The following is a 15,089-nucleotide window of genomic DNA, read 5'->3' on the forward strand; positions in this document are numbered from 1 at the left end:
GCTTCTTTGAGGCGATCCAGAAACCGATCAAACTGAGTCAACAAATATTTTTCCACAATCTGCAGGTCTTTCAATCGCCCCTCGTCCTTGCCGTGATGCGAAAGGCCGTGATATCCTCCGAGGTTGAGTTCGGACGTCTTAAAGCCCATGGGGATTTCAAAGGTCACAACCCGTGTCGAGTCTGTCTGTAATGCCAGCGTTAGCAGATCATAAAAAAGCGGCATTTCCTCAATTTGCATCCGTTCGAGGTCTTCCACGGGTTCAATCGGAGATTCTGGCTTGGGTTTGTCGAGCCATTCGCGCGACATTTGCAGGCGACGTTCGACATCGCGCACCGAAGTCAGATATTGATCGAGCTTACCGCGGTCCGCCGCATTCAACTGCCCGTCGAGTGTTTTTGCCGATGCGAGCAAGGCGTCAAGCACACTGCCCCGATTTGATAACGTACGCCGCTCTGCGTTTCGCATAGCTTCATCATTCTGTACAAACAAAGCCTGAAAAATGCGGGCGGGATTGTTAATCGGTGCCACATTTACGCCCGACCGCGTCCATACCATGTCTGTACCTCTGCCCAGCCCTGCGGTAATTGAGGGAAAGCGCGTTGTACTGCCCACATACTCAGCCGCGACCTGGTCCAGCGTCATATTCTTTTCGGGAAAACCTGCGGCTTCTTCCTTGCGTATGCTGCTCAGAAACACGTGTACGCCGGAGTGTCCACCGCCCGTACCGTGATCGAGATTTGAAAAGATAGTAAAATCATTTCGGTGTGAATCGATATACTTCAGCGTCAGGCTCGTCTCATAGTCCTTGCCGGACTGCTCGGGGAAAAATCCGCCCGGCCAAAATCCCAGATGATTGCCCACGCAGACCAGACGCCTCGGATTTGTCGCACCGTACACCATGCTGCTTTCTAAGAAGGGCAGAGATAGTGCCACGCCTGCACCCTGTAAGAAGTGTCGGCGATTAACCCGCGCTTGTAAAAGTTCAGAAACGATGTTCATGCCTTGTCCTCTTCTATATTAAGTTAGGGTCTCTATGCCAAAATCTGTTCTAATATAGCAGACGCCAAAGTCTTTTGTCAAGCCAGCGATTGGTGTCTTCGTCTTGCGCTTCACATAGACCTTGACAAAATGCTCGGCCGATTCAAACTATATGGTCGAGATAAACTATTGAATATGTCGAACCAGACGTCCAAAAGGAGTAGAGATATGGCAGATCAATATGAACCCAATTGGGAATCCCTCACCAGTTATGAAATACCCGATTGGGTAAATGATTCTAAGTTTGGCATTTATGCACACTGGGGACCATACTCGGCAGCGGCATTTGGCAACGAGTGGTATGCACGCAATATGTATATCGAAGGTTCACCTGAGCACGCGCATTTTGTGTCGCGATTTGGAGATCTTTCAAAGGTGGGATACAAAGAATGGATTCCGCGGTTTACAGCAGAAAATTTCGATCCAGAACAGTGGGCTGAAATTATTGCTGGCTCAGGTGCGCAGTATGCAGGTATTTCACTGGTTCATCACGATGGGTTTTTGCTGTGGGATTGCAAAGTGAATCGATGGAATGCTGCAAACATGGGGCCCAAACGCGATTTGTATGGTGATCTGGTTGCAGAACTCAGAAAAAAGGGCTTGCGCATTTCAGCTACATTTCACCATATGCGCACGTTTAACTGGTATTTGCCAGGCAGCAGCACGTTAGGCGAAGCGCCTTCTGAATCGGAGATTGAGCAAGCGAAAAGTAAGGGATGGGATCTCTTTGATCCTGAGTATGCAGACTTGTACTGGAATGCTGTGACGGGTAAATACGAAGATTTTCTGGAAGAGTGGAAAAAGAAAATCATAGAAGTGTTTGACAACTATCAACCAGATCTCACCTGGTTTGATGGCGGACGTTTCCGTGAGGGGCCAGCACAAGATGCAGTTTGTACTGTGCTGGCACATTATTTTAACAGGAGCCTGAAGTGGGGCAAAGGCGTTACTGTGCTGAATAAGCTGCCTACGAATGGGAAGTTTAATTTTCCACGAGAATTGGGTATGTTGACATTTGAGCAGGGCCGTGATCGTTTGCCGGGAATAGAGCGACCCTGGATTGATGACATCAATATCGCAGAACGTTCGTGGGGGTATATTGAAGGACAAAAGTATCGCTCTGCTGCATACATTTTAAAGAGCCTGATTGATGCCGTAAGCCGAGGTGGCGGTATTTTTCTTTCTCTTGCACCTATGGCAGATGGCACGATTCCCGACGGGCAGGTAAAAGTGTTGGGTGAGATCGGCGAATGGCTCAGTGTGAATAGCGAGGCGATTCACGGTACGCGTCCATGGCGCATACAAACGGAGGGCAATGTCGAGCGAATATGGGAGCAGGGCAAGAGATGGCGGTATCATTTGTGCGATGAAACAGATATTCGCTTTACCTGTACAAAAGATGCGCTCTATGCTATCGTAATGGGGTGCCCAAAGGGCGACACGTATCACATTGGAACACTCCGCCCTATCACTCGCATTGGCGATGGCGATATTCGATCTGTTCGATTGCTTGGATGCGATCAGCCCTTGACCTGGAATCAGAATAACGATGGTTTGCACATTGATTTGCCCAACGAGAAACCAAATGATCAGGCGTATGCATTTAAGATTGAGATAGATGGTGAGATTGATTTAGAGATGTAACATCATTGGATAGGGATTCAGATTGTCGTTCTTCCCTGATACAGTAATGGATGTATGATCCCAATCGCGTCAATCTCAGACTGGAGATCGGCGGGGAGGGGACCACGCTCAATGGCGTCGATATTCGATTCGACTTCATGCGGATTTTTGAAGCCAGTTACGATACATTTGAGACGTTGCTCAGGCAGTAGCCAGCGCAGGGTGAGTTCCGGCAACTCCAGGCCCGATGATGCCTGGATGTCCAGGTATTTGCAATACGCGCGGTGGAAACTTTCATCCATCCATTCGGGCAGATGGTCACGCCAGTCTGACCTGGCAACGGCAAGCCAGCCCTTCATAAACATCGCACCACCAACCACTCCTACGCCCTCTTCTTCGGTAAGGGGAAGCAGAAAGCGAGTAGCGTTGCGATAAATTGGATTGTATTGGTGTGCGACCATCATTGAGTCCAGTTCAGTGGCGCTGACCAGCCGAGCAAGGCGTCGCGCATCTTTACCCGTGATGCCGATGAAGCGTGCCTTGCCTTGTTTCTTTGCAATGCGAAGAAACTCCAAACAAGGCGCCGCCGGAAAGTCATACTCTTCCTCGTCTATAATCAGCGGTCCTCCGTGGGATATGGCAATCTCTTTAGGCACAGGATCATCTGACCACCACTTTCGCTGATCTGCCTCATGTAGCTGGATCAGATCCACATAGTCGGTCTGAAGTCTGCCCAGACTCTCTTCAAATTGTCGCATGAGAGAATTGACTTTGCGGTGTCCTCCCGGATCTTCTACACCACCTACCTTGGTCGCCAAGAATACCTTTTCCCGGCGACCACGCAATGCCTCACCTAACATACGCTCATCTTTGCCTTTGCCATAGGCGGCAGCCGTATCGAAGTAATTGACCCCCCGGTCAACTGCCAGGGCTATACATTCGTTTACTCCCTGTTGGCCCTGGTCAGACATAAAAGCTGTGCCCAGGCCAAGTTCGCTGACATTCACTCCCGTATTTCCAAGTGCTCGACGCTTCATATGAATACCGTACTCCTTTCGCTGTCATGTTGCTTTCTCGCATACACGCCGGCAGTCAAACATTGAACGGAATGACTCTGTCAATTCAAGTGGTTGTCCAGGAATTCCAATACTCTCGCGAAGGCGGCTTTCACTTGAGGGTCCCACCAGCGTCCGTCGAATCCGTGGCCGCCGCCCTCAATTGTGACCATCTCGTGGTCCACACCGGCCTCCTTCAGGCGGTTCTGCATACGCACAGACAGTTCGTATGGAACGTCGGTATCGTCTGTCCCGTGTAGCAACAGCGTTGGCGGATAGTTCGCGTCGATGTTCTGATCTGGGCAGTAGGGGGTGAAAAATGCGGGATCCTTCGCAGGATCGAAGCCGCTGACTTTGATCGGCCAGATGCCCTGCTGCCGCGTGTACAGATAGAACGTGCCTGGACGTCTGCCTTCCGAAATCGCTCTCGGCTCGATCTGCTCCATCGCCTCTTCGCGCCCGATATGTCGCTGCTTCAGGTAGAACGGGGACGGTTTTGAATACCACGAACCGATCAGATCTCCATATCCATAGAAGGACACCAGGGCCCTGGGCTTCGAATCGAACGTGCCCGTCATCAATGTCAGGTGACCGCCTGCCGAATGTCCGACCGCGCCAATTCGCGCAGGATCGACACCGAGTTCATCTGCGTTCGACCGAATCCACCCAAACGCATCGCGGACGTCTGCTATGATCTCTGGTAGTTTGGTCTCCGGGGCGAGCCGGTAGTCGATCGAGATGACCCTATATCCCGCATCCACGTAGCGAGCCGCATGGCCTTGACCGTTTTCTCGACTGCCCATTATGAGTGCACCACCATGAATCCACACTACGGCGGGAGATATTTCGGTCATCGCCTCTGACGAATACACGTCGAGATGGATGTCGCAGTCTGTCGTCTTCTTGAAGGCGTAGGTTCGGCGCAGGAGTGTGAAAATGGGTTCCGGCAAAGTGTCCTCGTTATTGAAGAAGTCTCAGATGATTCAGCTTCTGCCGAAGATCGTCGGCTCCAGCATAAGTGTGTCCGGCTATACCCAATCTGGTCGCTGCTGCCACATGCCCGGCGTTGTCGTCTATGAACAGAGCCTGGTTCGGAATTGCGCCCACGGTAGCCAGGGCTGCGAAGTAGATGTTGGGATCGGGTTTTGTAAACCCGACCTCTGAGGAGTTGATGATGTAGTCGAAATCCCCGGCGATGCCCAGTTGCCGAAGGTCTGAGGATAATCTTGATGTCGCATTGCTGATGAGGACTAACTGAGCCTTCTTTCGACAAGCCCGCAAGATCCCCAGGATCTCCGAATTGACTTCTCCTGGCGATGCGGACCAGAGTTCAACCGCGCGCTCAGCATTGGCTTCTGGAAAGTCCTGGCTGAGCAGGTCCGCAATTCTCCGACGCCACTCATCGTCAGAGATTTGTCCTGTGATTACCAGGGGGAGCAAGTTATCTAAGAACGCAGTTCCGGGGATGGCTCCCTCAGGTAATCCAGTTGCTCGTTCCGCCGTCAGATGTATTTCAGGGGACCAGATCCGAATTACCCCATCGAGGTCTGTCAAAATTACATTTGTCATTTATGTTTCTTGTCTCGCAGTGATGTACGGCATTTCTATGGGCATCAATTGAATAAACACTGTTGTTATGCTTTGTGGTCTTCTCAATCAGATTCGACTGCATTCTCCAAAATGGTAAACTTGCGCCAATCAGAGTCGATTTCTGCTTGAATTCCATACGGAAGAACGAACATCGGATCTGTGTGCCCGAAATCCATCTGCGTAATTATGGGGAGCGAAGTCAGTCCTTCCTCGTCAGCGACTATCTGAAATATGGCGTCGTCATAAGCATGAAACGAATCAGGCGACAACTCGTGGCCACCTGGTCTTCCAAAGAGAATCCCACTCAAAGATGGAAGAATGTCCATCGCAGCAAGAGACCGAAAAAACCTGGTTACCGTACTTGGCGGCGGTGTTTCTTCAGACGTTTCGATAAAGAGTATCGCGCCTTCCCACACTTCCTTGTTAGGCCAAACGTCTGTACTTTTTATCCAGTCGAGAACTTCGAGGCAACCACCTATGAGGTGTCCTTCCTTTTGCCCTTCTCCCTGGAGATACTGCCAACCCGCAGAGTCTTGAAGGATTCTCTTTCTTTTTTGATTCGCAGGATTTGCCCAGTCAAGACGTTCGACGGTCCATCCATCTCGATTCTCCGGTATTTCACCAATATTTCCAGAATCAAATAAGGTCCGTCTAACGGAGTTCACCATGTAGGGAAACAACCCACCGTTCTCGGCAAATCCTGCCATAATTGCTGGACCATAAAAGGAGACAATGCCCGCCTTTAGGCACGCAAAGTGGGAAACGGTCGTATCGGAATATCCCACGAAGGGCTTTGGATTCTTCCTGATAAGATCAAGGTCTAGGTGACGAAGAATTCTAATCGAGTCATCGCCGCCAATAGTCGATATAATTCCTTTGATTTCTGAGTTTGAAAAGGCTTCCATCAAGTCATCCGCACGCGCTTTTGGATTCTCAGAGAGCCATTTTGGCTCTCTGAGTGTATGAGGCATCTCGATTACGACCAGGCCAAATGCTTCTTCCAGTTGTTTTTTTCCAGCTTCATATCGATGTGGAATTAGCCCCGGTCCACCCCATGACAGAGATACAGTGGCTACCTTATCTCCCTCTTGAAGCTTTGGTGGTTTAGTAAGCGATGGTTTCATTATCAAGTCTGTTTAGTTTTTGTGGGCGATTTGCCGCTAATGTCTTCCGGTTTGTGAACCCACTGTTAACGGTAGTCATCCTCCCTTGGCCGAGGTTAAGCATCATGACCAGATAAGCCGTGGGCCCATTTGTCCCGATACAAGAGAAATACATGCAGTTACCGAGTAATATCCCGTTTGAGCGGTCCGTGATGGCCAACTGGAACTTGCATCTCGGATTTTCTTTAGACCATGCGATGCATTTATCTACAAAGCGGACGCACTCCCCTCTGGTGTAGGCGGGCCGGTAGTAGTATTCCAGATACCTTGGGTCCCTTCTGAACTCGGCGATGGCGTCCACGTCTTATTTTGTGAACTCTCTCAGGAGCAGGCGTTCAGTCAGTTTTTTTTTCTGTTATAAATTCGGTTTTGTGACCACAATGGCTCTTTCTTTGAGCACCCTTCCGTTGCCAGTGACCCCAATAGCAACCTTCGGCTCTCTTTCCAGATCGTTATTCTGAACTATCGTCTTAATATTTAAATCCCAAGCTTGGGCAATAGATTCGAGAACCGCACCGCCTAAGGTTAGATTTGGAGAGCCACTTCCGAGAAAAAAGTTAGTGTTAGTGTCCTGCGGCCAATGAACCTCCGTCCAACGAACGCGGGATTGTAGCAATCCAGGTATCCCACCGACTTGTGTAACGAACACGTTATCATTAAGAGTGTAATCCTCTACATGCTCGAAATTGTAATCAATTGAAAAATGGTCAACAAGCACAACTTGATGGGGCAGGTCTTTTCTCGAACGGATTTGCGTCGCAGAATACCAATTACCTTTATTTAGACAGATGGGGAGATTTTCAGTATCACCGCCGCAAAGGCGGATATATTGAGCACAGGCAGCCTGGGTCTTTTCTTCTTCCCAAAGAGATGGTACGAGAGTGCTTTGCTCCTGTGCCCATCGTTTTAGCTCGTCAGTTTCTACTATGGGCTTTGCTACATCACGAGATGCACGCAATGGCATGCCTACTAAAACACCTGCAATGCCGGACAAGGTACAGGATTTTAGACCGCCAATGGTAACTATCCCCGATAAGTCGATATATGGCTCAATGTGACCCGCAAAACCGACTGTCACTAAAGCGCGGCCTATAATATTTCCGCTTCTATCCCGTAAGCAACGGAGATTATCGGCTGCTTTTCTTCGAAAAACGTCCACATCCTCGTGTGAAAAGTTGCGTTCCGAATCAAGAACAGGTATTCGTTTGAGAAACTCGAATGCGTCTAATGTTTGCCAGTCACCACCTCGTATCACTTGTTGAGATACTCCATCTTCTTCCACAAACAAATCAACCTCTAGTGCTGGACATAGTTCAATACATATATCCGAGAGTTTTCTTGGTGCCTTCCGATACGAGTCATAGAGCAATCCCTCTGAGAGAGAAGGATCAACCTGAAGCTGTAAGCGAACTTTTGTCCCACCATCTATTAATTGCTCGCTATTGTTGGCCTCACGTAAAATTGGCCTACCCTTGAGCCCTCTGCTAAATTCGAGTACAAGTGTATCTTTTGCTGCTGAATCCGAGCGACGGGTTATCACTTGAACGTGTTCCGCAAGCATAAATACGGAGAAAAACCCGATACCATATTTCCCGATCTGCTTTATGCCCGAAGACAGTAATCCTGGGAATTCTCGCTGCATTTCAAAGGATCCCCAAAATGATCTACCAAAATCCAGCAGGAAATTTGTGAGAACGAATTGGGACATGCCAACACCATTATCTTCGACTTCGAGCCAGTGAGAACTATTGGAAGATTGGGTTAATGAAACGCGAATTTCTCCATAGTCTGCTTGTCGTCTTTCATAAATCCGACGAGCGCACACAGCATCAGATGCATTTTGTATCAACTCCCGAAGTGCAACCTCAGGATGTTTTCCATACATTTCCTCACCGCCAACGCTTTTGATCGCACGTGGCAAGTCGGTAACATGAATAGTTGCGTTGATTGGTAACCAGCCGTCAGTTTGTACATAGGAAACCAAGCGTTCTGGATCCTCAATACCGGCTACCCTTTTCGCAGCAAACCGCGGAGCCCCCTTGTCTGCGAATAGCGCATCTACAGAACCAAGCTCTTTGTCAACCATGCGTAGCGTTTCCAGACAGAGCCACCAGGCAGATGCTTCAGATATATTGAAAGCACGATTAGTCGTGAATACAAGGGCATCCTCCTCAAGGTAGGGTTTGTTGAACTTTTCTTGGAATGTCCAATGGTCAGCCGATGTATCTGGGAGTTCAGTTGAAGCTTTCAGGTATATGGGAGCACGCCGTGCATCAACCTGAGCTGCGTCAGCACACCTTAAAATACATGCGACTTTTAAGGGATCGATAGTCCAGTCACGTGGACACCAATGTGCTGCTCCAACAGTTCGTTGAAATTGTTGATCAAGCTTGCTAATATCCCACCAGTGACTATGGGCGACCTGTCCTATGACTCGACCAAAAGCTTGCCTTACCTCAAGGTCATCTATCAAATAAATCGAATCATTACCTTTTTCTGACGAAAGTGCAGTGAAGGCAAGTCGTTCGGCGTTAGCTGCATGAATCTGTTGAAGCAAACTCAAAAGGACGCGGTTATAGATTTCTTCTTCAGGATTCGAAATCTCCTCGGCAGAAGGTTCACGCTCTAAGGATGTTTGGTACTCATAGGTGACAAGATCTTTCCAACGGGAGTCAGCTTTGAGTGCTTCAATCCCGCCATCCACAGTAGGCAAAGCCATACCAAGATCATGGAAGAGAAAAGCCACTCCGAGAACAAAGCCTTCGGCTGGCGTTATATCGTAGTTCGGGCCAAGAATGGTTCCTGCTGTCTCCCATAGCGCATCAATATGAGTCAAGTTGTGAAGTGTTAACTGCGGAAGATCTCGCCGGATTTCATCTGTGAGAAGTCCGGCGCTTTGCCTGCAGGTGGTGAACGCTGCTCTCAATCGCTCACGCGCTGCAGCCGATTCGTCATTTTCTTGTGGAGCAAGAGTATTTGCCCAAAGATCTGAATTAGTTATAGTTGAAGGCAATTTATCCATACAGAGTTCCCTGTTTTAGTGGAGAGTTTAGGGCTTGGATTTCAAGCCTGTGTTTGATACAGATTTTCGTAGGCCATCGGCGCGTGGTAAGCTATTGAAGAATGCCTACGATGTGGGTTATACCACCCTTCAATATATTCGAATATAGCCAATCTAACTACTGATAGGGGACCCACCAAAACGGGTCAAGCCCACTTGACTAAACGAAAACCCCGTGCGTGGGAAATACACACGGGGCTGAAAACACGAATTTATCCTCAGACTTCTATTCATCTTACCCACTCCTCAATGAACCCGACATACTCAGGCACAGGCATCATTTGTAGATCTTTGTCCCTAAAGCCCTCGGCCTCTCTCTTTTGATAAAAGTCCGCCATAAACTCATTGAATTGATCCCAAATCACGGTCCCGCTGGGCAGACCTTCAATGCCTACCTCAATAAACCAGTTCCTCACTTGACGGATGACTTCCTCAGGCTCATTCTGGTGTCGCTTAATGTCGGAGTTCGACAGATCAGACAATGCCTTTTGGTAATCGTACTGTTCAGTTTCCAAGATCAAACACCGCTTTTGACTCAGTGGGCCGTTAGAGAAGACCCTGCAGCCGATGTCGAGACCCAGTTCGAAGGGCATGTTCATCCTATGAATTTCGCCCTCGAATGACGCCCGCATCCTCGACAGATCATGCACACTGTATTTTGACTCACGTATCAATTCACAGATTCGATTGATCCTCGCAGATCCAGAGTCAAAAGTCTCCGAAGCAATCCTCACCGTCAGGCCTGCTTGAACCACACTGAATAGCAGAGGTCTCAAGAGAGGAATATACTCGTCGTCGAAGGGGCAGTTGATAAAGACGTTAGTATGGAATTCTCCTCCGCTGTTCACTTAGCCCGTTTCCATTTTTGTATGGATCCATCTCGTTCGTGGATGACGACATCCCTGCCCTTCGAAATCTTGCTTGCGCTTCTTTCGGCAGCGGACTTAGTGCGGTAGATTTTTGAAGCTTTGGAATTCCCCTCCTTCTTGACTGCCCAACCATCTTTTCGTGAGATGACATGCACTCTTTTGCCATTGGTTGCTTGTGAATTTCTTGCCATGGCAGGTCCTTTCTCATCCTCATAGGTGCTTATCTAAGTCTTCTGACAATATATCAAAATGTGTAGATAAACGAAAGCGATTAGCCTCAATTTTTTATTTTTTTACACACGATGCTTGCTGTCACTTATCCCCATTCTTGGTAGCAATGAAGATCATCTCTTTTTCGTGTTCGGAATTCAGGGTCTCGTCTGTCCAATCGCCTTTGACATCGACATCTTGAAAGCCTGCCAATTCCAGCATCCACATCAGTTCATTTCGATGGTACCAGTGCGTCTGTCCGGTGTGAATCTCCTCCTTTATGAGACGATCGCCTTCGTATAGTTCATATCGCCGTTCTCGGACAGCATATTGCGCCACCGTATCTTCAAAAATTTTGTGGTGGTAAACCAGTAGGCGCTTTCCGTCTTCAAGCTCCTTATTGGCGATCTGTTTCCACTCGCCGGGCCACGCGTGTATCTCTTTGGACCCCCAGTAATAAAAACTATGGGCTGGGGCAACATTAAAGGCGAGAATCCCACCAGGCTCCAAATGAGCGTGGCATCGGCGGAGCGTTTCCAATGCCGCTCGCCGCCCCATTACACACTGGAAACCACCGCACGGGATATAGATGGCATTAAATCGATCGGGGAGATCCAACTGCTGCATCTGCTGCTCGTAGAGCACGGGGTCCAGCCCCATCGCGTTCGCATGCTGGCGACATACAGATAGCATATCGCCCGAAATGTCCACCCCCTGTACATCAAATCCTTCTTGCAAAAAGGTCAGTAGTAACCGCCCCGCTCCGCATCCCAGTTCCAGGGCCTTACTTCCAGCTTTCTCAAGGATGCCTTTGTAGAATGACTTGTCTATGCGGGGATCTGACGTCGATATCGTAGCCCAATGAAGTGCGGAGAGTCCAGTATATAGATCTCGTTCATCGAATTTCATGAAAATATCCTCATAAAGCGGAGACATTCAGTATCCGGGTTTTGTTTTTCCGCTTCACTTTCCTTTAGGAAGCCAAGTCCTTTGGGCGTGGTCAGAGATAGTTGGCTTTGCCGTTAAGCCGTTTTGTGGGTATATTTCGCAGGTGCTATCGTAGCGCACACAAAGGCACTCTCTTTTGAGAGTAAACGGTTTCGGTGTGGGATAGCACACAAAACCCTCTCTGTGATGTTAGTTGAGAGGCAGATTTGGCAACAACAGCGGTATGGATTGCGGTTGTGTTGTCGTCAAATCTGATGGGCACAGTTAGGGGCCTGACCTCCCAAACCTGCGGTAGCAATCCGCTGCTGTCAACTGCCCTGAAGTCTCGCTACGCAGTGAGCGGTTTAAACCTAAGCCCTTGCTCGGATATGCTGCATTGCCTCCAATGGGTGGGTCAAGCACCTAAGGTGTGGCAGGGACAAGCCACCTGCTCAGCAGGTGGTGGTTGACAAAAGATTCCCTTGTGCGCGGGAATTGTGGCCTATCACCGTGATCGGCTCGGTCATTCCTATACAGACATTGCCACTCACGAGGTTCCAGTCACTGTGGCCACTCTCGACGATGCCTCGCGTCTGGCACGGTGTGTCGCCCCCAACAGTCGGCGATTTGTCAACATCATCGGCGCAACGGTTGCCCTGGACAAGAAATCTTTTGGCATTGTGCAGGCGCAGGGCGGGATAAGCTCCTGGCTTCTTCCAGGAATTGCTACGGAGGATGTTCCCGACGATCACATGTTCCACGCCATCGCTTGCGTTAATGCCCCATTTGCCATTCTCTGAGCACACATTGTTGCTGATGATGTTGTGGTGATCCTCCCCATGCCCCACGCCGCCGATGCCACTGTAGTCGTTGCCTGTGAACACGCTGTCGCTACATATAGAGTCGCGCACATGGCCACAGAAGTACAGACCGTCTCCGCCGTTTCCAATGGCGATGTTGTGTGACCAGATGCTGCGTTCTATACCAGTGCCGGGATGGTATCCGTGTCCGCGACAAAAGCGAACCTGACAGTGGGTGACCTGCACATCCGAGCCGCCCTGCACACTGATGCCGTCACTCGGCCAGTCGATGACCGCTACATTCTGGATGCGTACACCTCTACAGTGGACAGTGTGTACAGCGCTGTAAGTGAAGTCTTGCCACCAGCGCCCTTTGGGATCTCTCGACCCGCGCAGCGTCAGATCGCGCAGGCTCACATCGTCTCTCCTGACAGCAGTAATGCCAGGGAAGAGGCCGACGATCTGGGCTCCCTCTTTCACCCTCAGGCCCCTGTTTAGTGGCTCGCTCAAGCGAACGAGGTTGCCCTTTACCGACTTCACCAGCGCGTGGGTCCCATCCCACCATTGGCGAGGACGGTCGGTCAGCCCGACGCCATCGTCTGCTACAAAAGGCACTCGTCCACGCAAGTAGATGCTGCGGGAACCTTTGCGTGCATCCCGAATCAGGAATAGCGCCCTGGGTGCAGCTATCGTCAGTTCAGTCGCTGATCCTTCGCCGATGAGGCTCACGCCACTTCGGAGGACAATCGACTGGCGTAGCCGCCATTTGCCTGCCGGAATCCGAACGCTCCCACCTCGCTCGCCAAGGGCGTCAATCGCCTCCTGAATCCCCGAGGTAGCCGAATCTTGATCGAGAGATGCCGTGATTATTTTGCTTATCATAGGCTTTCAATACCTTTCATCAAAGTCTGTATTCCACAATCGAACCGTATTCATGAGATCGGGGCGTCAATAGTGCATACGCTCTCGCCTTGTCTTGTTTTTCGTTTTTCATTCATTTCGTAGGGCATCTACTGGACTTGCGAACGCAGCTTTTAGAGTATGATATCCCACGATTGTTACAGTAAGCGTCAGTACTAGAAGACTACTTAGAAGAAAGACCTCGAAACCCAGATGAACCCGATAAGCAAAATTTTGCAACCACGTTCTCATCACATGATAAGCCATTGGATAGGCAATTAGCATTGCCACGATTACCCATTTTACAAAACTGGCAGAAAGTAGTAGAAATATTTCAGCCACTGAAGCTCCAAGAACCTTTCGGATACCAATCTCCTTAGTTCGTTGGGACGTTAAAAAAGAAGCCAAACCTACAAGGCCCTGACACGCAATCAACATAGCAATAAAGGCAGCGACTGCGAATACTTTCCGTAATCGCATCTCATCCCGATAGAGCAAATCAAGGCGCTCGTCCAAAAAAAGGAAATCAAACGGACGACCAGGTATAAAACGCTTCCATGTCGTTTCTAAGAAGGCCATCGTTTCTGGTAGATTATCAGTCTGAATTCGCAAAGTAACAAAAAGATAACGAGACGGCGTCATACAAATCACGTAGGGACCGATTTTTTTTCTGAGTGATCTACCGTGGAAATCTTTGACTATCCCGATAACAGTTCCTGTACGTTTTAACCCAGGTATTTCAAGCTGTTTTCCCAGAGAGTTATGCCCTCCGTGTTGTCTGGCCGCCGTTTCATTGATCAAAAATGCACTTGTTACATCTTTCTGGATATCTTGTGAGAAATTCCGGCCAGAGAATAGGTCAATTTCGTAAGTGTTCAAAAAATCCGCATCGACTTCCAGAATCCACATTGGAAGCTCTTGATTTGGAGCACCGCCTAACCTGACTGTCTGCTGGCGTCCACCATCAATACCGATCAAGTCGTGAGATGCTGTCGCGGCCAAAACATGAGGATTCTGCAAAAACTCTCCCTTGATAGTCGAATATCGATTCACCAAGCGTTTTGAAGGATCTGGTTCCACCATTCTGTCCGTTCGAAAAATAGGAATGTGGATAAGGTTGGCTTTGTTAAAACCCAGATTTGTATCGCTGATATATACCAACTGATTGTGAATCACACCTGCACAAACAATCAGAAAAATCGAGGTTGAGAATTGGATTACGACCAATCCCTTTCGGAGACCATTCCCTTGGGGGCTGATTTTTAAACTGCCTTTCAAAACCTCTACAGGCTGAAATGCAGACAGCACAAAGGCTGGATAACTGCCCGATAGAAAACCGACAAACAGCGTAATGCCCGTCAATCCAGTATGGAAGAACTGGTGCTCAAGGCCAGGGATTTGCCTGTAAAACTGTTAAACGTCGGCAAAAGCAGTTCGACTATAATTAGAGCAAACACAAAGGCGATTCCGGATAAAAGAATAGACTCCCCTAAAAACTGTCTGATGAGTTGGCGTCGATTTGCACCAATTACTTTTCTTAAGCCTACCTCTTTTGCCCGGCTTGCAGACTGGGCTGTTGCCAGGTTCATAGAATTGATACAGGCGAGGAGCAGGACAATGAAACCTACAGCGGATATCAGGTAAACGTAAGTAATATCCCCCCTTTTTGAATGTTGAATATCGTAATCTCGCTGAGTATAAAGATGAATCTGTTTTAGCGGCTGGAGATGATAGAAGTAAGTCATTCTTGCTTCTGTACTCATATTCGTTTCTATCAAGTCCGGTAATTTACGTTCCAACGTATCAGAATCATAATCTTGAGGAAGCATGATAAACGTCAGAAAGTCTGTG

At 48.9% G+C, this 15,089-nt stretch carries 13 protein-coding genes; 1 reads left to right on the forward strand and 12 read right to left on the reverse strand.

Features of this window, described 5'->3' with window-relative positions; genetic code table 11:
- The coding region (locus tag OXG87_05120) for a DUF1552 domain-containing protein (GenBank protein MCY3868917.1) at positions 1-1,001 on the reverse strand (1,001 nt) is incomplete at its 3' end.
- A 207-nt stretch (positions 1,002-1,208) separates the two neighbouring features.
- On the opposite strand from OXG87_05120, the gene OXG87_05125 reads away from it, so the two are divergent.
- A complete protein-coding gene (locus tag OXG87_05125; GenBank protein ID MCY3868918.1) occupies positions 1,209-2,684 on the forward strand; it encodes an alpha-L-fucosidase in 1,476 nt (491 codons plus the stop codon).
- Between the two features lie 17 nt (positions 2,685-2,701).
- On the opposite strand, the gene OXG87_05130 is transcribed toward OXG87_05125, so the two are convergent.
- The 11 genes from OXG87_05130 to OXG87_05180 form a co-directional block, all read right to left on the reverse strand.
- On the reverse strand, positions 2,702-3,700 hold the full coding sequence (locus OXG87_05130) for an aldo/keto reductase (protein MCY3868919.1): 999 nt from the start codon (positions 3,698-3,700) through the stop codon (positions 2,702-2,704).
- An 80-nt stretch (positions 3,701-3,780) separates the two neighbouring features.
- Positions 3,781-4,668, reverse strand: coding sequence for an alpha/beta hydrolase (locus OXG87_05135; protein MCY3868920.1), 888 nt, complete (start codon positions 4,666-4,668; stop codon positions 3,781-3,783).
- A 10-nt stretch (positions 4,669-4,678) separates the two neighbouring features.
- Entirely contained in the window at positions 4,679-5,287 is a 609-nt protein-coding gene (locus OXG87_05140) for an HAD-IA family hydrolase (protein MCY3868921.1), read from the reverse strand.
- Between the two features lie 83 nt (positions 5,288-5,370).
- Positions 5,371-6,432, reverse strand: coding sequence for an LD-carboxypeptidase (locus OXG87_05145; GenBank protein MCY3868922.1), 1,062 nt, complete (start codon positions 6,430-6,432; stop codon positions 5,371-5,373).
- Between the two features lie 394 nt (positions 6,433-6,826).
- On the reverse strand, positions 6,827-9,493 hold the full coding sequence (locus OXG87_05150; protein MCY3868923.1) for an ATP-binding protein: 2,667 nt from the start codon (positions 9,491-9,493) through the stop codon (positions 6,827-6,829).
- A gap of 41 nt (positions 9,494-9,534) precedes the next feature.
- The gene (locus OXG87_05155) at positions 9,535-9,672 is read right to left on the reverse strand and encodes an IS3 family transposase (GenBank protein ID MCY3868924.1); all 138 of its coding nucleotides are present in this window, start codon (positions 9,670-9,672) and stop codon (positions 9,535-9,537) included.
- Between the two features lie 90 nt (positions 9,673-9,762).
- Complete coding sequence (locus OXG87_05160; protein ID MCY3868925.1) at positions 9,763-10,125, reverse strand: hypothetical protein; 363 nt, start codon at positions 10,123-10,125, stop codon at positions 9,763-9,765.
- Between the two features lie 588 nt (positions 10,126-10,713).
- Positions 10,714-11,520 carry a methyltransferase domain-containing protein gene (locus OXG87_05165; GenBank protein ID MCY3868926.1) on the reverse strand — a complete coding sequence of 269 codons (807 nt, stop codon included), beginning with the start codon at positions 11,518-11,520 and terminating at the stop codon, positions 10,714-10,716.
- A 470-nt stretch (positions 11,521-11,990) separates the two neighbouring features.
- On the reverse strand, positions 11,991-13,220 hold the full coding sequence (locus tag OXG87_05170; protein ID MCY3868927.1) for a right-handed parallel beta-helix repeat-containing protein: 1,230 nt from the start codon (positions 13,218-13,220) through the stop codon (positions 11,991-11,993).
- Between the two features lie 108 nt (positions 13,221-13,328).
- The gene (locus OXG87_05175) at positions 13,329-14,600 is read right to left on the reverse strand and encodes an ABC transporter permease (protein ID MCY3868928.1); all 1,272 of its coding nucleotides are present in this window, start codon (positions 14,598-14,600) and stop codon (positions 13,329-13,331) included.
- The coding region (locus tag OXG87_05180; protein ID MCY3868929.1) for an FtsX-like permease family protein at positions 14,597-15,089 on the reverse strand (493 nt) is incomplete at its 5' end. The genes OXG87_05180 and OXG87_05175, both read right to left, overlap by 4 nt.

It is taken from the genome of Gemmatimonadota bacterium, assembly GCA_026706845.1.
Taxonomy (GTDB): Bacteria; Latescibacterota; UBA2968; order UBA2968; family UBA2968; genus VXRD01.